Below are 18403 nucleotides of genomic sequence, written 5' to 3' on the forward strand. Positions count from 1 at the left end.
TTAACTGGTTTACTTCATGAAAATCATCACCGCCCGTAAGGCAACTCTCCCGCTGCTGCTGGTTCCTGTTATCCTGGCGCCCCTTGAGGCGATAGGCGCGGACGAGCAGACCATGATCGTCAGCGCCACGCTGCAGACCGTCTCTGAACTGGATACGCCCGCCGCGGTCAGCGTGGTCAATGGCGACGATATTCGTCAGGCAACCCCACGGATTAACTTGTCTGAATCTCTCGGTAGCGTGCCGGGGCTGCAAATTCAGAACCGCCAGAACTATGCGCAGGATCTGCAGATTTCAATGCGTGGCTTTGGCGCCCGCTCTACCTTCGGCGTGCGCGGTATTCGGATGTACGTGGACGGTATTCCCGCCACCATGCCGGACGGACAGGGCCAGACCTCGAACATCGATCTCACCAGCGTGGATAGCGTGGAAGTGCTGCGCGGCCCCTTCTCTGCCCTTTACGGCAACGCCTCTGGTGGCGTCATTAACATTAATACGCAGACCGGCCAGCAGCCGCCGACCATTGAGGCCAGCAGCTATTACGGCAGTTACGGCACCTGGCGCTACGGCATGAAAGCCACCGGCGCGATGGGCGACGGTACGCATGCGGGCGATGTGGATTACACCGTTTCGACCACCCGCTTCACCACCCATGGCTATCGCGACCACAGCGGCGCGCGTAAGAACCTCGCCAACGCGAAGCTGGGCGTGCGAATTGATGACGTAAGCAAGCTGACGCTGATTTTCAACAGCGTGGACATGAAAGCCAACGATCCGGGCGGTCTTGACTATCAGGAATGGCGTGACAACCCGCGTCAGTCACCGCGCGGCGATCAGTACAACACCCGCAAAACCATCAAGCAGACCCAGGCAGGGCTGCGCTATGACCGTCAGCTGAGCGAGCAGGACGATCTCAGCGTGATGATGTACGCCGGTGAGCGTGAAATGACGCAGTATCAATCCATCCCGTTCACTGCGCAGCGTAATAATCCGAACCACTCTGGAGGTGTCATTGATATGACACGTCATTATCAGGGGATAGATACTCGATGGACCCATCGTGGGGAATTTGTTGTTCCAGTCACATTCACTACAGGGTTGAACTACGAAAATCTGAACGAAGATCGTCTGGGTTATGAAAACTATGTAATGGTCAATAGCAAACCAGATTACGGTGTAAAAGGAACAAAACGTCGTGATGAACGTAATCTGATGTGGAATTTGGATCCTTACTTCCAGAGCAGTTGGCAACTCACAGATAAGTTATCACTTGATGCAGGGGTTCGTTATAGCTCTGTCTGGTTTGATTCAAATGATCATTATCTGAAGAATGGCGATGATAGCGGCGACACCAGTTATCATAAGTGGCTGCCTGCAGGTTCAGTGAAGTATGCGATTACCAGTGCCTGGAACATTTATGCGGCTGCAGGTCGCGGTTTTGAAACACCAACTATCAATGAACGCGCATACACAGCAGGAGGTAACGGGGGATTAAATTATGACCTTAAACCTTCAACGAATAACACATATGAAATAGGCAGTAAAACCCGCATCGGCAATGGTTTACTGACAGCAGCGCTTTTCCGCACCGATACCGATAATGAAATTGTGGTCGATACATCGACGGGAAGACGCGATACGTTTAAAAATGCCGGTAAAACCCGTCGTCAGGGGGTGGAAGTTTCCCTCGACCAGCAGTTTGCGGAAAACTGGAAGCTGAAAATGGCGTGGACCTACCTTGATGCCACCTACCGTACCAACGTATGCGGGGATGATAACTGCAACGGCAACCGTATGCCGGGTATCGCCCGCAACATGGGCTTCGCATCGTTTGGCTGGCAGCCAGAAGAAGGCTGGTATGCAGGGACTGACGTGCGCTACATGAGCGACATCATGGCCGACGACGAAAACACGGCCAAAGCGCCGTCTTATACGGTTGTCGGACTCAATACCGGGTATAAATTCAACTACGGTAACTGGGGAATGGATCTCTTTGGCCGCGTCGATAACCTGTTCGATAAAGAGTACGCGGGCTCGGTGATTGTCAACGAGTCCAACGGGCGTTATTACGAACCTGCTCCGGGCCGCAACTACGGCGTAGGACTGTCGGTCTCTTATCGCTTCGAGTAAGGATACGCGACGGCCCTCTTCTCTTTTTTATATTTTAACTCCTGTTGGCTAAATGCCAGCAGGAGTTATTCATCAAAAAAATAAATGGATGCAGTAAATAGTCGCGCGCTAAAATAATCTCTCAGTTGAAATATTGTCGCTGTAGCAGATCGTTTGCTTCATCAATCAGCTTATCTATTGCTTTCTTACTCCCTTCAACATCCCTTCTTTCCAGGGCAGAAAGTAAATCTGCGTAATGATAGGTTGACGCCCTGATATCATTCAGCTCCCGGTGGAGATAGTTAATACAGGGACCAATGCGCACCCACAGCTGCTCGATGAGCGCATTGAGCGTCGGCATCTCCGCGTACTGATACAGCGTAAAGCGGAAAACACGGTTTGCGTATAACGCCTGCTGGACGTTGCCGTTAGACATGGCGTCATGAAAGGCCTCAGACAGCTTGTGCAGCGTTTCCAGCTTGCTCTCCGTCATGTGCTGACAGGCAGCCGCTACCGCCATTGGCTCCAGCTGTTTTCTGATGGCGTTTATTTCGTTATAGCGATCTAACGTTACCTCAGGCACCAGGAAGGCCTGTGCAGGCGTGGCGTGCAGCGCCCCCGCCGATACCAGACGTAAAAGCGCCTCGCGAACCGGGGTGATACTGGTGCCTAATTTATCGGCGATCTCTTTCGTAATCAGTCGAGCACCCGGTTTAAGTGAGCCTGTAATTAACGCCCCTTTTAAACTGATCTCAACTTGCATGGTTAGACTGACTCTTTGCGCTTTTTCTAAATGATCCAAATCAAGCATGTTCAATTCCTGTAGCTAATACTTAACGCTATTTTTAAGCGTCGCTTTTTATAACGACGCTGGTTCGATATATCCTGTATCGTCATGCCTGGTGGTGGGAAGTGCGTATAAACGCAAAAAAAATACATTCACTCTGTTTTTATCGCGCTCTGGCCTTCTATGCTGATGACGCTGGCGCGGTGCCGATATAATTAAAGACAATATATCGTATCTTCACAAATAAATATGGCGGGTTTCCCGCCATATTTTCGTTTATTTATTGTCCGCCGCGACGCGAATCACGACTTTGCCGAAGTTTTTGCCTTCAAGCAGCCCAATCAACGCCTCGGGTGCGTTTTCGAGTCCGTCAGTAACCTGTTCGCGATAATGGATTTTACCTTCCTGTACCCAACGCCCCATCTCGTCCTGGAACTCTTTAATACGGTGTCCGTAGTCCTGGCCGATGATAAAGCCCTGCATGCGAATGCGTTTCTTCAACAGGGTTGCCATCAACAGCGGCAAACGATCCGGGCCGTCCGGCAGACCGGTTGCGTTGTAGCCGCTGACCAGCCCACATACCGGCACACGCGCGGCGGTATTCAGTAGCGGCAGTACGGCATCAAAGACTTTCCCGCCAACGTTTTCATAATAAACATCTATTCCCTGCGGGCAGGCTGTTGCCAGCTGCGCGTCAAAATCCGCAGCATGGTGATCCAGGCACTGGTCGAATCCCAATACCTCGACAGCATGGCGGCATTTTTCAACACCACCCGCGACACCGATAACCCGGCAGCCTTTAATCTTGCCAATTTGCCCGACCGTTGCCCCAACCGGCCCGGTCGCCGCAGCCACCACCAGCGTTTCACCGGCTTTTGGCTGACCGATATCCAGCAGGCCCATATATGCGGTAAAGCCCGGCATCCCGAGCACGCCAAGCGCCCATGAAGGGTGCGAAGGGTTTTCTCCCAGCTTGACCAGGCCGCTGCCGTCCGAGAGTTCATACTCCTGCCAGCCGCTATAACCCAGAACCCATTCACCCGGTTTGAAATCCGGGTGGCTCGACTGCTCAACCCGGCTTACCGTACCGCCCACCATTACCGCGCCAATCTCAACGGGCGGCGAATAGGAAGGCGCATCGCTCATGCGACCGCGCATATACGGGTCCAGCGAGAGCCACACCGTGCGTAATAGCACTTGTCCCTCTGTCAGAGCGGGCAGCGGCTGTTCTTCTAAACGGAAGTTATTCGCCACTGGCGCGCCGTGTGGGCGCGAGGCCAAAAGCCAGCGACGGTTTCGCGTGGAAGATTGACTCATAAATCACTCCTTTCTCGTGCAAATGTCTCTTGAGACTAGTCCCTTATCTGGCATGATGCTTTGACATTACGAGCCAGACTGATTGAGGCGGACAACCAGATAAATGCAGGCTTCATCGGTCTCATTAATAAACCGACAGTCATTGGGCGGCCCCAGTTCGAGACAATCTCCGGCCTTCATTTCATGCCGGGTATCCCCTTCCTGAAACACCAGCTCGCCAGACTGCAGCCAGATCAGCTGACGTGCCAACGCGTAAGACGATGCGGGCATCGGCACATCGCTGCCGGGGGGAAGTTCCACCTGCACGAGATCGATAGGCAAATCGGTGCGCGGCGACACATGACGCCGCACGTAATGCGTTTGCGGATCGCGCCAGACCGGTTGATTCGCCAGGCGCAGGAGTTTGCCCTCCTGCATTTCCGCCCGCGCGATTAACGTAGACATGCTGATGCCAAAGGCACCCGATAACCGGGCAAGCAGCGTCGCCGTAGGGCTACTGTCCCCACGCTCTATCTTATGGATCATCGCGCGCGATACGCCTGCCCGTTCGGCCAGCTCGCTCAGGGACCAGCCTCGCGACTCACGTTCGATACGAATACGCGCGCTAATCCGTTGATTCATATTGTCTGTCATAGTATTCATCACGTCATACTATAGTGTATGAACAGTATTTCAATGGCAGTTTTTATAACAAAAAAATAGGGTTTATACCGTAGCCGTAAGACGGCACTTTTGTGTACTATTGTGGCATCAGCGTATCACTATAGTGAACATCTCAGCCTGAGGGTTAATCATGATCGTTCGTCATGCCAGTAAAGAAGATTGCGCCGCCATCGGTGAAATATACAACCACGCGGTCCTGCATACGGCCGCCATCTGGAACGATAAAACGGTGGATACCGATAACCGAATCGCGTGGTTTGAAGCGCGCACGCTGGTGGGTTATCCCGTGCTGGTCAGCGAAGACGATGGCGTAGTAACGGGATATGCCTCCTTCGGCGACTGGCGGGCGTTCGACGGTTTTCGCCACACCGTTGAGCACTCCGTCTACGTCCACCCGGACCACCAGGGTAAAGGCATCGGGCGGTTGTTGATGAAGGCGTTGATTATTGAAGCGCGAAAAATTGGCAAACACGTCATGGTGGCGGGGATCGAAGCGCAAAACCATACCTCCATTCATCTTCATGAGACGCTGGGGTTTGTCACTACGGGACAGATGCCGCAGGTGGGGACCAAGTTTGGTCGCTGGCTGGATTTAACCTTCATGCAGCTGCAGCTTGACGAGCGCAGCGAACCGGATGCACTCCCATGAATCAATCGCTCACGCTGGCGTTCCTGGTTGCCGCGGGTATTGGGCTGGTGGTGCAGAACACGCTGATGGTGCGCATCACTCAAAGCTCGTCCACCATTCTCATCGCCATGCTGTTGAACTCGCTGGTTGGCATTGTGCTGTTTGTCAGCATTTTGTTGATTAAGCAGGGGTTCACCGGCTTTCATGAACTGGCGTCAACGGTTCGCTGGTGGACGTTGATCCCGGGCCTGTTGGGCTCGTTTTTTGTTTTTGCCAGCATTAGCGGGTACCAGAATGTGGGGGCGGCAACCACCATTGCGGTGCTGGTGGCAAGCCAGCTGATTGGTGGGCTGGTGCTGGACGTGCTGAGAAGCCACGGCATTCCGCTGCGCGCGCTGATCGGCCCGGTGTGCGGCGCGGTGATGCTGGTGGTGGGCGCCTGGCTGGTGGCCCGCCGCCAGTTTTGATCGTTACAGTATGGTGCCGCCTTTAGTTAGCTGTTCCTCACGCGCATCCATCTCTTCTTTGTGCTGCTTACCGTGGTGTGAAATCGCGGTGCGTAGGCGCTGCTGCTGGGTATAGCGGTCTTCCCGGCTCAGCTCTGCATCATCGCTTAATTCAATCAGCAGTTCGTTCATGTGAGTAATCACGCTCTCTTTGATGGCGGCATCCACACGGGCTGTTACGTCGTTTAAATGTGACATTGTCACTCCTTGTTATTGCCGGGTGGCGGCTACGCCTTACCCGGCCTACTTTAGACCTGTAGGCCCGGTAAGCGCAGCGCCACCGGGCAACATTGTCAATTCAGCTTCGCTTTGGAGAAATCGCTGCCCATCAGGCTCACGCTGTAACCCGTCACGTTGCTTCGGGTCGCGTAGAAGGTTTTGCCGTTCGCGAGGGCAATCCACGGCGCCTGCTGGTAGAAAATCTCCTGCGCCTGGCCGTAGAGTTTCGCACGTTCGGCCGGATTGCTGGTCAGCTTCGCTTTATTCACCAGAGCGTCATAACCCTTGTCGCACCAGCGTGCGGCGTTGGATCCGGTTTTGATGCTGTCACAGCCCAGCAGCACGTCGGCGAAGTTATCCGGGTCGCCGTTGTCGGACATCCAGCCAAACAGCGCGGAGTCGTGCTCGCCCTTACGCATGCCGGAGAGATACTCGCCCCACTCGTAAGAGATAATTTTCGCCTTCACGCCCACTTTCGCCCAGTCGGCCTGAATCATCTCAGCGATACGTCGCGAGTTCGGGTTATACGGACGCTGAACCGGCATTGACCACAGGGTCACTTCTGCGCCCTTCTCCAGTCCGGCCTGTTTCAGCAATGCTTTCGCTTTTTCTGGATCGTAGCTGTAATCCTTCAGATCTTTGTTAAAGCCCAGCATATTTGGCGGGATCGGCGATTTTGCCACCGTACCCGAACCCATAAACACCGCGTTCACGATCGCCTTTTTGTCGGTCGCATAGTTCAGCGCCTGACGCACCAGCACGTTATCGAACGGTTTTTTCTCGGTGTTGAACGCCAGATAGCCGACGTTAAGCGCGTCGATTGAATGCAGCGTCAGGTCTTTGTTTTTCTTAATGACGTCAAACTGAACAGGCGACGGAGCAGGGATAATCTGGCATTCGTTGGTCTGCAGTTTCGCCAGACGGGTTTCTACGTTTGGCGTGATAGAGAAAATCAGGTGTTTGGTCGGGACCGCGCCGTCCCAGTAGTTCGGGTTTGCGACGTAGCGGATAAGCGAGTCCACCTTATACTGCTGAAGTACGTAAGGCCCGGTGCCGATTGGCCACGTATCGACGTTCTCAGGCGTGCCCTTTTTCAGCATCGTATCGGCATATTCGGCGGACAGGATAGAGGCAAAATCCATCCCCCAGTCGGCCAGAAACGCGGCGTTCGGTTCGCTAAGCGTAAACTGGACGTGGTAATCATCGACCTTTTTCACGTCCTGAATCAGCTTATCCAGCCCCACGTCGTTAAAGTATTCGTAATTGCCCTGCGAGACGTTGTGATACGGATGCTTAGGGTCTTTCTGACGCAAGACCGAAAAAATTACGTCATCCGCGTTAAAGTCACGGGTCGGCTTGAAGAATTTATTACTGTTAAACTTCACCCCTTTGCGCAGGGTGAACGTATAGGTCTTGCCGTCCGGCGAAATGGTCCATGACTCCGCCAGCGACGGAACCGGGGTGTTTTTCACCGGGTCAAAATTGATCAGACGGTTATACAGTACCTGAGAACTGGCGACAAAAGACGGGCCCGAACTGGCGATTTGCGGGTTAAACGACTCGGGTGAAGCCTCGGAGCAGTAAATAATGGTATCGGTGTTTGCCGCCCATGCGGCCCCTGCCGGTAAAAGCGTGCTCAACGCGAGAGCAAGCAGTGTTTTCCCTGTAGACATGGTTATAACCCTTTCAGTTTTATTATTGTGAACAGTAATAACAGCACAGCTGTTTTGACCTGACAAATAACGAAACACTATCAGGTTATTCTAAAGCAGAGTTTATTGCTGCTTTTCCAGTCAAGAAAAATGGCGATTTGCCTTAAGTTCCATTTTTCGTCAAGCACAACCGTCGCGATCAATGCCGTAAGAAATCGGCCCTTTTGGCGTCTCCTCAGCCGTTTGTTTGCGTCCCGGTTTCGTTAAAGTAACGGTGTGAAGAAGTCTATGGGACCAAATCGTGGCAAAAACACTTTTACGCAGCGGTAATCTGGATGATTTTCAGGCCGTTGGCGGCGGCGGACAGGCCGTTTTTGAATCAGCGTTGCAAATCCGTGAAGCGCTTCGGCTGCGCAAACAGCAGGCTATTGTCGACTGCCTGGCCATTCCTCAGGTGAACGATGGCGGCGATCGCGTTGACTGGTATTCCCCCGTTGACGGAACGGTATCCAGCTGGAAAGCCGCAGAGGAAGATGAACGTTACCGCGCCCTGCGCTACCTGGAGAACACCCTGGCCAGCGTGGAATCGCTAAGTAAAAAGTGTCTTCAGTCACCGAAAACCGCGCAACAGCTGTTTGGTTCCCTGCTGTCAAAAACCTTCCAGTTCCCCGGCGAAAACTTCCTCTATCTGGTCGATGGCAAACCGGTGATCTGCTTCTGGGGCTTCGTGAACCTTAACGAAAACGCCCGTGACGACGTGCTTGATTGCCTGAGGGAATCGCTGATCCCGGAACCTGCGCCCGTAGTTATTGACGATCCCGAGCCAGAGCCCGAACCTACGCCGGTGATTACCTTTGAACAAGCCGATGAGCCGCTCGTTACGCCCGCGACCAGCGTGCGCATCACCGAGGACGCGCTGTACGAACCAGAACCGCCTCGCGTGATTGTGCCGACTGTAGCCGAAGAACCGGTCCCCGAAATTGTGCCGAAAAAGCACCGTATCCCCCTGTGGTCATTGCCCGTCGCAGCGGTGATTGTTGCGGCAATAGCGACCCCATTACTCTGGCCAAAACAGGCACCCTCTGCTGAACCTGTCGCCGTACCGGCAGCACCTGTTGCCATTGCGCCAAAACCCATTAAGCCGGTAGAACAGCTTGCCATGAACCTGCCTCTGCACCAGGCCGAAGTGCTGGAGCCGAAGGTACAAGCGCCCGTCGCAAAACCAGAGCCTGTCGTGATTGCCGCGATCCCGAAAGATGCCATGGTGATGGAGGCAAATCAGGTCAAAGCAGGCTCGACACGGTTCCTGAACGGAACCTGGCGCGCCCTTCTCGACGTGAAAGATCCGGTCACCGGCAAGCCGCCGTCACTGCGCTACCAAATACAGAATAATAAAGGCACCGCACGCGTGGTTCACGGCGACAACATCGTTTGCCGCGTCGAGGTGTTCTCCGGACTGCACAGCAACGGTGAGTTACTGATTAAAACGCGCGGCAACGCCCGCTGCACGGACGGCTCACGCTATCCCATGCCTGAAGTCGCCTGCAAAGCAGGCACCAGCGATGTGGCGGAATGTAGCGCACGTTATGATGCCAACACCGTCGTTCCACTGACGTTCAAGAAAGCAGGTGCGTGATCCTATGCTGGTAACTCTTTGCGACTATAAACAGAGCGTCACGCTCATTGCTAACAGCGGCGTACAGTTCCTTGATTTTGGCCTGACCCCGCAGGACACCGCCAGCAATGGTCGTTTCGTGCGTAAAACGGCAAATGGCCCGCTGCTGCGCCTTGATTTCGACCTGGTGAACGGCCGTTACACGCTCCCGGCAAGCGGCGGCAGTCAGCCGGAGGTGGTGAAGCCGGAAAGCACCATTCCACTGCATCAGTCTCTGACGGTACTGGACGGTGTCTGGCTCCCGCTACCGTTCCTGCGCTTTAATCCTCCGCGCACCTTCGTTGATGGCCCGGACAACTGGGCTCGCGTGCAGGTGCGTAAACTGGATACCCCGGATGCGGCAGGCAATACGCATCGCGTGACCCTCGCGCTCGACAGCCAGATTGCAGAACACGCCACTTCCGCGCTGTCGCCTGTCGAAAACGACATTCTGAACGGCACCCGTTTCGCCCTCGCCTGGCGCGATGAGGAAGTGGAGAACTTCCTCGATCAGACCTGGATTGACGGCTGGCTGCGCGAAGCCTTTACCCAGTTTGCGGACGGTGTTGAAAAACGCTCTGAGCGCGAGTTGTACCAGGCAATGCGCAGCTTTGAATATCAGGCGCACTGGCTCAATCTCCTGTCGATGCTCGGCGAGCAGTTGACCGTGCCTGAAGTGAAATTTGTCACCCACACGCTCAGCACCCCTGCCATTCCGGTCGACCTGATCCTCGACGTGGGCAACACCCACACCTGCGGCGTCATTATTGAAGATCATGGCGATGCGAACGATGGGCTACGCCAGACCGCCGAGCTGCAGGTTCGCTCGCTAAGCGAACCGCAGTTCCTGAATGAGCCGCTCTTCACCAGCCGCCTGGAGTTCTCCGAAGCGCGTTTCGGCAAGCAGCACTTCTCCGTGGAAAGCGGCCGTGAAGATGCCTTCGTCTGGCCGTCAATCGTGCGCGTGGGAGACGAAGCGCGCAAACTGGCGATGCAGCGCCTGGGTACCGAAGGTAACAGCGGTATCTCCAGCCCGCGTCGCTACCTGTGGGACGAAACCCCGGTGGTTCAGGACTGGCGCTTCAGCCAGATGAACAGCAAAACCCAGCGTGAACCGCTGGCGACCGCCTTCCCGCTGATGAACCTGATGAACGATGACGGTGAGCCGCTCTTCACCCTGCCTCAGGATGAACGTCTGCCGGTATTTTCCCCGCAGTACAGCCGCAGCACGTTAATGACCCATATGCTCTGTGAGCTGCTGGCACAGGCGCTGGGGCAGATCAACAGCGTCGCCACGCGCTTGCGCCTGGGCTTCCCGGCGTCTCCGCGTCAGCTGCGCACGCTCATTCTTACCCTGCCCTCGGCCATGCCGAAACAGGAGCGTGAGATTTTCCGTCGTCGCATGTTTGAAGCCATTGCTATCGTCTGGAAAGCGATGGGCTGGCACCCGCAGGATGAAGATTTTGCCAGCCGCAAACAGCAGGAAAAAAGCGTGGTGCCGGTACCTGAAATTCAGATGGAATGGGATGAAGCCAGCTGCGGCCAGCTGGTCTGGCTGTATAACGAAGCCATCTCCCATTTCGGCGGCCAGACGGAAGCGTTCTTCGCTTCCCTCGCCCGTCCGGATCGTGAGCCTGAACCGGGCGTTCAACCCGGGCGTTCACTGCGCGTGGCCTCTATAGATATTGGCGGCGGTACGACGGATATGGCGATTACGCACTATCAGTTAGACGACGGTTCCGGTAACAACGTCAAAATTACCCCGCAGCTGCTGTTCCGCGAAGGGTTTAAGGTCGCCGGAGACGACACGCTGCTGGACGTGATCCAGCGCTATGTGCTGCCTGCGCTGCAAACCCAGCTGCAGAAGTCCGGGATTGCGGACGCTTCCCTGCTGATGGCGTCGCTGTTTGGCGATTCCGGACGCATTGACACGCAGGCCGTGCTGCGCCAGCAAACGGCGCTTCAGCTGTTTATGCCGATTGGACATGCGATCCTTGCCGCGTGGGAATCCAGCGACATTGACGATCCGCTGGCCGGACTGCATGCCACCTTCGGCGATCTCCTTGCGCAAAAACCGACGCGCAACGTCCTGAACTATCTGCAGCAGGCGATCGACCATGCACTGCCCGCGGGGTCAGAAGCGTTCGATCTCTTTGCCGTTCCGCTGCACGTTAATTTCCGCGAGATGCAGGATGCGATGCTGGCCGGACAGTTCACGCTGGCGTCTCCCCTTCATGCGGTGTGCGAGGCCATTTCCCATTACAGCTGCGATATTTTGCTGATCACGGGCCGTCCGGGCTGCCTGCCGGGTGTCCAGGCGCTCATTCGCCACCTGCAGCCGGTGCCGGTCAACCGCATCGTCTGGCTGGATAAGTATCAGGTGCATGAATGGTATCCATTCAGCCAGCAGGGGCGTATCGGCAATCCTAAATCTACTGCCGCCGTCGGCGCGATGCTGTGCAGCCTGGCGCTGGATCTTCGCCTGCCGCGTTTTAACTTTAAGGCAGCCGACATTGGCGCATACTCGACGGTTCGTTACCTGGGCGTGCTGGATAACACCATCAATACCCTGCGCGAAGAGAACGTCTGGTACCAGGATATCGATCTCGATAAGCCGGGCACGAAGCTGGATGCCCGTCTCCATTTCCCGCTACGCGGGAACGTCACGCTCGGCTTCCGTCAGCTTGCAAACGCCCGCTGGCCAGCGACGCCGCTGTATACCCTGAGCATTAACTCTGCTGAACTGGCAAAAGCCATTGCAGGCGACGGCGTGCTTAACGTTCGCCTGAAGCTGCGCGGCGGCAGCAAGCACGAAGGGCCGGAGTCCTTCGAGCTCAGCGACGCCTGGCTACAGGACGGCACGCCGGTTCCCCCGGACGCACTGACCTTTAAACTGAATACCCTGGCCGATCGCCGACACAGCGGCAGCCACTACTGGATTGACAGCGGGAGCGTATACCTGAAATGACTGTGACGACTGCCACCACTCAGGCCTTAATCGGGTGGATTAACGACACGCGCCTGCACGCTCCCATGCTGGATAACGATGCTGATGCCCTGCTGTCACGGGTCACGTCCGCCCAGGCGCGTGAGCAGACCATTGACCGTGCCCTCCTGAGCCAGAGCAGCATCGGGCTGTACGGCCATTCCCAGGCGGCGAAATCGTATTTACTCACGTCATTGTGCGGCAGCGGTAATGGTCGTCTGAACGTGTCACCCGGCCAGCGCACGTTCGACTATTTATCGCATATTAATCCCGGCCATGCGGCAACGAATATGGCCATTCGCTTCACCCGCGAACAGCGGGATATTGCCGATGAGGCGTTTCCGCTGCGTCTGCGACTGGTGACCGAAGCCGAACTGGTCCAGCTGTTTATTGCGCGCATCACCCTGCACCCGCAGATCCGCCCGGTGGATAAATCCGTGATTGAAACGCGGCTGGAGAAGTGGCGCGCCTTGCGTCAACCGCAGGGCGTTCCGGGGATCACCGCACAGGAAGTGGGTGCAATCGCCCGTTTCTGGCAGAGCGCCGTTCCCGGCGGGAAACAGCATATGGACGATGCCCTGTGGCACCAGTTCGCACTGCTGATCCCTTCGCTCGATCTCAGCACGCGCGCCAGCGTCTGGTCACTGCTGTGGGGAGAACAACAGGAGTTAACCCAACAGTGGCTTAAGCTCGCCCACGTTCTGCATCAAACCAGCCATGCCACGCTGCTTGCGGCCCCCCTTAGCCTGCTGGTGGATAATTTTGGTCTGCCGAGTGAAGGTTTCCTGACTCACGGGGCGTTAACCGCGCCGGAGGCGCAGGAAGCGCTGCTGCACCCGATCAGCGACGGTGACGTGCTAAATGCCATCAGCATTCCCGTTGATATCCTCGCCTTCCTTACCCGTGAGCTGGTGCTGCCGGTAGAGGGATGCGTCATTGATAATGTAGATATTATTGATATTCCTGCGCTGTCTGACGACGGAGCATCGTTGATGACGCAGGCCAAATGCCTGTGGCTGCTGGAACATTATCGTCAGCAGCTACAGCCCGATGTACTGGTCATCTGTAACGCCACCGCACATCATCAACAGACGGCTAAAGCTGCGCGAACCCTTCAGAACTGGGTCAAAGAGACGCAGCCTGCGGAAGAATCCGCTCTCCCGGGTCTCGTGTGGGCAATTACGCCGCACGACGCGCGTTTTACGACGAAACAGAATCTGGATGAAGCCGTCCAGCACCTGCTGGGCCAGCCGGGTCTGCGCTGGGGTACGCTGCAGGCGCTGGACAGCCACAGCATGCAGCGCATGATTGAGTGGCTTTCTCAGGCCACGCTGCCGTCTCAGCGTCATAAGCGGCTCCATAAGCTAAAAACGCTTTTACAGCAGGATCTGGCGGCACTCATGCAACCTTATCTTGCCCCGGTCACTCAGGATGCAGGGGAGAGACGTTCTCAGGCCGAAAATATGGTGAGAATGCTGCAAAGCAGCGCCGCACGCCACGGTGAACTGCTTGAAGGGCTTTTACCGCCGCTCAAAGCCTTTGAAACGCTGCTGGCAGTACAGCAGCCGCGCGAGGAGCAGGTCAACGGGTTGTTCACCGACGTGATTGACCTGTTCGCAGAAAATACGCAGGAAAGCACCGGTACCGTTCAGACCAAAGATAAAGCACGCCTCGCGCACAAGGTGTGGATTAACCATCTGCGTCAGTGGAGTCGCAACGATGCCGCCGCCGCCCGGTTAGGCCTTGAACCGGCGGTTTTACAGCAGGTTGCCGATGTACTCATCGTCGCCAGTTATCGTCTGGATTTACCTCAGCAACTGCAGCGGATCGTTGAGACGGATAAAAGTAGCGCCGCGCAACTGCATGCGGTGATGGGCAATTTCATTGGCTGGCTGGGTTACGACAAAATGCCGGTTACTGGGCGTCCTGCAAGCCGCATCCGTAAAGGCAAGGCAATCTTTGTTACACCCATCGTGAGCAGTGCCACCCCGCGTCTCGCGCGTCTGGGCGAGCAACCCATACATGCCGCAACAGCATATGTGTACGACTGGCTGGTTGCGCTTTATAGCCGCGCGATAGAGAACATTGATTACCAGCATCCGCATGATGTCCAGCCTGGCGCGCGTCAGGCCTTACAGGCATTATTGCGCTGAACGCTGATTAACAATGTAGCCGCCTTTCTTGCCGGGTGGCGTGGCGCTGCGCTTACCTGGCCTACATTCTTCACCGTAGTAGGCCCGCGCAAGCGTCGCGCCGCGCTTATCACTCCGTCATACAACCGGCTAGCGTCTGCGCCAGCGCAGAGGGATTTTCCCACGACATTGAGTGCCCCGCCGCAGGGATGATTTTCACCTCAACGCCCTTCTGCTTCAGATTCTCCACGTCGCCATCAGGCAGCGACTGCTCGCCGAAAATCAACGTAACCGGACAGGCAAGCGACAGGAATTGTGTTGCCCAGTCAGGTTCAACACCGTGCACGAGGCTCGACGCGCCCCGCCAGACGGCATAAGGAGCATTGCTTTTCAGGCAACCCGCCCACGCCGTCGTTTCCGCGCTCAGCATGGCGTCATAACCCTGCGTCAGAAACTGTTGCTCGGTTTGTGCGGCAATTGACCGGCTGAACATTCCCCCACCCGCATGAAAATTGGGTTCTGAGACCATCAGTCCCTTCACGCGCGTTGCCAGCAGCCCCGCCGTTTCGATAGCAATGCTGCCGCCCATGCTGTGGCCGTATAACCAGAAGGCATCCAGTTTAAGGTGATCAATCAGTTCCGCCACAACGTACGCCTGGTCGGTAGTTTTATAGCTGTAGTGCTCAGGCTTATCGCTGTAGCCGCTGCCGGGCAAATCGATGAGAATCGCTCTGCGCGCGCCAAACAGCGGGTCATGAACGACACGGGGATATTCATAGGAAGAGGCGCAGCCCAGCCCGTGAATGAACACCACGGGATCGCCGGTGCCAGGCAAGTCATGCCAGCGCACGGTGCAACCGGCCTGCTGCGAGTAAAAACTGTTCATAAGCACTCCTTTTACGATGAGCTGTATATTTATACAGTTATCGTATCTGGAATGCCATATTCATCTTTTAAAAATGGAAGCGTTCTTCAGAAAAGCGAGATCAGCAGCGCAACGGGAAAGCTCATTGGCCACGTCGAGCCCACCAGAAAAGCGCTGAGCAGGCGGATACGTTTGCGGTCTTTGGAGAGGAACCAAGTAATTAATGCGCAGATAGAAGCCATGATTGCGTAAAAAACCAACATCTTTTGATACAACGTCATTCTGTATACCAGAGCCGAAAAAATAACCGCACGCAATATGCGTCATATGTTGATACAGATCAAGTTTTTTCGTTACAGAATAACCACTTAAATTTTATGGATAATAACAATTGAGTATCTTGCGTAACAAACAGGGAGAGCAGGCAATACTCCTTATCTATAACACGTATATGAAATGCACTTTTTGACAAATCCTTTAGTTTTGAAAGGCGTCTAATAAAGGCAGACATTCATGGGAGGCCAAATGCTACGCATTCCGCAGAGTTGTATTCATACCCGTTCCACCCCTTTCTGGAATCGAGACACCGCCCCTGCCGGGATCTTTCAGCGTCATCTCGACACGGGTACCCGTCCGGGCGTTTATCCGCGCCTTTCCGTTATGCAAGGCGCCATACGCTACTTAGGCTACGCCGATGAACTGACTCCCGAGCCTGACAGCACATTGATTATCAAGGCCGGGCACTTCGGTGTTTTTCCGCCGGAGAAATGGCATCACATCGAAGTTATGTCCGATGACACGCTGTTCAACATCGACTTTTTCGTCGAACCCGAGGTACTGAGGTCGCTTTAAGTGGCTTTCACTTAAGAGGAAATCATTATGCTACGTATTCCTGAGAATTTTGTTCATACCCGCTCCACGCCATTCTGGGATAAAGACTCAGCACCAAAAGCCCTTTTCAATCATCATAATACTAAAGCCAGCGTCTACGGCCGTTTGTCCGTGATGCAGGGCGCGGTGCGCTATTTTGGCTTCCCGGATGCAGATGCAACAGAACCGGATTTGGAACAGGTGATCGAGGCGGGATCGTTTGGCATCTCACCGCCGGAAAAATGGCATCGCATTGAGTTATTGACCGACGATACCTATTTCAATATCGACTTTTTTGCCGATCCTGACGTTACGCTTCAGGGCGCAGGTATCGGGAAAGTTGTTAATACACATAAGGAGTAATGTCGTGAGTAAAGCAACGTACACCGTGACCGTGACCAACAACAGCAACGGCGTCTCGGTGGATTATGAAACTGACGCACCAATGGAGTTGCTCATCCCCGACGTCGCCGCAGACGTGGTGAAAGATTTGGTGAATACCGTCCGCGCTTACGATACGGAAAACGAGCACGAGGTATGTGGCTGGTAAATAAAATGCCCGGCGATACTGGCCGCCGGGCAGGGTTTTTAGTGTTTTATCATCACATGCCGGACAACCGTATAATCCTCAAGCCCGTAGACCGACATATCTTTGCCGTAGCCGGATAATTTCATCCCCCCGTGCGGCATTTCGCTCACCAGCATAAAATGGGTATTCACCCAGGTGCAGCCGTACTGCAGGCGCGCACTCAGGCGATGGGCGCGGCCCACGTCTTTGGTCCAGACCGATGACGCCAGGCCATATTGCGAATCGTTGGCCCAGGCAAGTACCTGCGCTTCGTCGTCAAATTCCGTCACGCTGACGACCGGACCAAACACCTCGCGTTGAACAATTGCATCTTCTTGTTTCGCCCCGGCCAGCAGGGTTGGCTGGAAGTAGTAGCCCGCCCCCTCGTGTTTACTCCCGCCGGTCACCACACGGATATGGCTCAGCGCTTTTGCCTCGTCAACCGCGTTGCACACGCGTGACAGGTGTGCGGCAGAACTGAGAGGGCCAAGTTCTGTCGACTCGTCCTCCGGCGCCCCCATTTTCAGGCTGGCGACGGCGGCCCCCAGCTTCTCAACCAGCGCGGCGTAAATGCCCTTCTGGGCATAGATACGGCAGGCAGCGGTGCAGTCTTGTCCGGCGTTGTAGAAACCGAACGTGCGCACGCCTTCCACCACGGCGTCCAGATCGGCATCGTCAAAAACAATCACCGGTGCTTTGCCGCCCAGCTCCATATGGGTGCGCTTAATTGAGGAAGCCGTGTGGCTGATAATATGCTCGCCCGTGGCAATCGACCCGGTGAGTGAGACCATGCGGACTTTTTCATGCCCGGTGAGCGGGTCGCCGACGGTTTTACCGCGACCAAAGAGAACGTTAAGTACGCCTGCCGGGAAGATATCTCTGGCCAGCTCGGCCAGCTTTAAGGCCGTCAACGGGGTAATTTCAGAAGGTTTGATCACCACGCAGTTGCCTGCCGCCAGCGCGGGGGCCAGCTTCCAGGCAGCCATCATCAGCGGGTAGTTCCACGGCGCAATGGACGCGACGACGCCGATCGGGTCGCGGCGGATCATTGACGTATGCCCTTCAAGATACTCGCCGGCGGCCAGTCCATTCAGGCAGCGCGCCGCGCCCGCAAAGAAGCGAAACACGTCGACCACCGCCGGGATTTCGTCCCCCAGCGCGCAGTGCAGAGGCTTTCCACAATTAAGGGATTCGAGCCGGGCGAACGCTTCAGCATGCGCTTCAATGGCATCAGCCAGCTTCAGCAAACACTCGGCGCGGGTTTTAGGCGTCGTTTGCCCCCATTCCCCGAACGCGCGATCCGCAGCCTGAACGGCCGCATCGACCTGCGCCGCTGACGCTTCAGCAATATCCAGCAGTACGTCGCCGGTGGCAGGGTTATAGACCGGCTGCGTTTCCCCTTCACCGGCCACCAGTTCACCATTAATCAGCAGTAGTTTTTGCATAGCA

17 protein-coding genes are annotated in these 18403 nt (G+C 55.6%); 9 read left to right on the forward strand and 8 right to left on the reverse strand.

What is annotated here, in order from left to right; genetic code table 11:
• Window positions 1-16: 16 nt before the first annotated feature.
• Entirely contained in the window at window positions 17-2128 is a 2112-nt protein-coding gene (gene pqqU, locus KW829_RS01105) for a TonB-dependent receptor PqqU (protein WP_218307426.1), read from the forward strand.
• 121 nt (window positions 2129-2249) lie between these two features.
• On the opposite strand, the gene KW829_RS01110 is transcribed toward pqqU, so the two are convergent.
• The 3 genes from KW829_RS01110 to KW829_RS01120 all read right to left on the reverse strand — a co-directional run bounded on the left by KW829_RS01110 (window position 2250) and on the right by KW829_RS01120 (window position 4853).
• Window positions 2250-2918: a GntR family transcriptional regulator gene (locus KW829_RS01110; RefSeq protein WP_010431497.1), complete on the reverse strand. Its 669-nt coding sequence runs from the start codon at window positions 2916-2918 to the stop codon at window positions 2250-2252.
• A 252-nt stretch (window positions 2919-3170) separates the two neighbouring features.
• On the reverse strand, window positions 3171-4211 hold the full coding sequence (locus tag KW829_RS01115; protein WP_218307427.1) for an NADP-dependent oxidoreductase: 1041 nt from the start codon (window positions 4209-4211) through the stop codon (window positions 3171-3173).
• Between the two features lie 66 nt (window positions 4212-4277).
• A complete protein-coding gene (locus KW829_RS01120; RefSeq protein ID WP_089600100.1) occupies window positions 4278-4853 on the reverse strand; it encodes a helix-turn-helix domain-containing protein in 576 nt (191 codons plus the stop codon).
• A 151-nt stretch (window positions 4854-5004) separates the two neighbouring features.
• Between KW829_RS01120 and KW829_RS01125 the strand changes: the two genes are divergently transcribed.
• Together KW829_RS01125 and KW829_RS01130 are read left to right on the forward strand one after the other, a co-directional pair.
• The gene (locus KW829_RS01125) at window positions 5005-5523 is read left to right on the forward strand and encodes a GNAT family N-acetyltransferase (protein WP_010431503.1); all 519 of its coding nucleotides are present in this window, start codon (window positions 5005-5007) and stop codon (window positions 5521-5523) included.
• On the forward strand, window positions 5520-5969 hold the full coding sequence (locus tag KW829_RS01130) for a DMT family transporter (protein ID WP_010431505.1): 450 nt from the start codon (window positions 5520-5522) through the stop codon (window positions 5967-5969). Before KW829_RS01125 ends, KW829_RS01130 begins: the two co-directional genes overlap by 4 nt.
• A gap of 3 nt (window positions 5970-5972) precedes the next feature.
• Here the strand turns inward: KW829_RS01130 and KW829_RS01135 are convergent, their stop codons facing one another.
• Together KW829_RS01135 and KW829_RS01140 are read right to left on the reverse strand one after the other, a co-directional pair.
• Complete coding sequence (locus KW829_RS01135) at window positions 5973-6206, reverse strand: YdcY family protein (RefSeq protein WP_010431507.1); 234 nt, start codon at window positions 6204-6206, stop codon at window positions 5973-5975.
• Between the two features lie 95 nt (window positions 6207-6301).
• The gene (locus tag KW829_RS01140) at window positions 6302-7900 is read right to left on the reverse strand and encodes an ABC transporter substrate-binding protein (RefSeq protein WP_218307428.1); all 1599 of its coding nucleotides are present in this window, start codon (window positions 7898-7900) and stop codon (window positions 6302-6304) included.
• Window positions 7901-8180: 280 nt separating this feature from the next.
• Between KW829_RS01140 and KW829_RS01145 the strand changes: the two genes are divergently transcribed.
• From KW829_RS01145 to KW829_RS01155, 3 genes are read left to right on the forward strand one after another with little or no spacing between them, the layout of a single operon-like run.
• On the forward strand, window positions 8181-9515 hold the full coding sequence (locus KW829_RS01145) for an SrfA family protein (protein ID WP_218307429.1): 1335 nt from the start codon (window positions 8181-8183) through the stop codon (window positions 9513-9515).
• A 4-nt stretch (window positions 9516-9519) separates the two neighbouring features.
• On the forward strand, window positions 9520-12501 hold the full coding sequence (locus KW829_RS01150; RefSeq protein WP_218307430.1) for a virulence factor SrfB: 2982 nt from the start codon (window positions 9520-9522) through the stop codon (window positions 12499-12501).
• Entirely contained in the window at window positions 12498-14672 is a 2175-nt protein-coding gene (locus KW829_RS01155; RefSeq protein WP_218307431.1) for a virulence factor SrfC family protein, read from the forward strand. Before KW829_RS01150 ends, KW829_RS01155 begins: the two co-directional genes overlap by 4 nt.
• A gap of 109 nt (window positions 14673-14781) precedes the next feature.
• On the opposite strand, the gene KW829_RS01160 is transcribed toward KW829_RS01155, so the two are convergent.
• Window positions 14782-15537: an alpha/beta fold hydrolase gene (locus tag KW829_RS01160; RefSeq protein WP_218307432.1), complete on the reverse strand. Its 756-nt coding sequence runs from the start codon at window positions 15535-15537 to the stop codon at window positions 14782-14784.
• An 86-nt stretch (window positions 15538-15623) separates the two neighbouring features.
• Window positions 15624-15797, reverse strand: coding sequence for a GhoT/OrtT family toxin (locus KW829_RS01165; protein ID WP_003856960.1), 174 nt, complete (start codon window positions 15795-15797; stop codon window positions 15624-15626).
• 244 nt (window positions 15798-16041) lie between these two features.
• On the opposite strand from KW829_RS01165, the gene KW829_RS01170 reads away from it, so the two are divergent.
• From KW829_RS01170 to KW829_RS01180, 3 genes are read left to right on the forward strand one after another with little or no spacing between them, the layout of a single operon-like run.
• Window positions 16042-16368: a DUF1971 domain-containing protein gene (locus KW829_RS01170; RefSeq protein WP_218307433.1), complete on the forward strand. Its 327-nt coding sequence runs from the start codon at window positions 16042-16044 to the stop codon at window positions 16366-16368.
• A gap of 27 nt (window positions 16369-16395) precedes the next feature.
• A complete protein-coding gene (locus tag KW829_RS01175; protein ID WP_089600111.1) occupies window positions 16396-16749 on the forward strand; it encodes a DUF1971 domain-containing protein in 354 nt (117 codons plus the stop codon).
• A gap of 4 nt (window positions 16750-16753) precedes the next feature.
• A complete protein-coding gene (locus KW829_RS01180) occupies window positions 16754-16936 on the forward strand; it encodes a DUF1869 domain-containing protein (RefSeq protein ID WP_010431529.1) in 183 nt (60 codons plus the stop codon).
• A 38-nt stretch (window positions 16937-16974) separates the two neighbouring features.
• On the opposite strand, the gene patD is transcribed toward KW829_RS01180, so the two are convergent.
• Window positions 16975-18399, reverse strand: a complete 1425-nt coding sequence (gene patD, locus KW829_RS01185) for an aminobutyraldehyde dehydrogenase (protein WP_218307434.1) — start codon at window positions 18397-18399, stop codon at window positions 16975-16977.
• Window positions 18400-18403 lie beyond the last annotated feature (4 nt).

The sequence above is a fragment of the Enterobacter sp. ENT02 genome (assembly GCF_019219165.1).
Taxonomy (GTDB): Bacteria; Pseudomonadota; Gammaproteobacteria; order Enterobacterales; family Enterobacteriaceae; genus Enterobacter; species Enterobacter mori.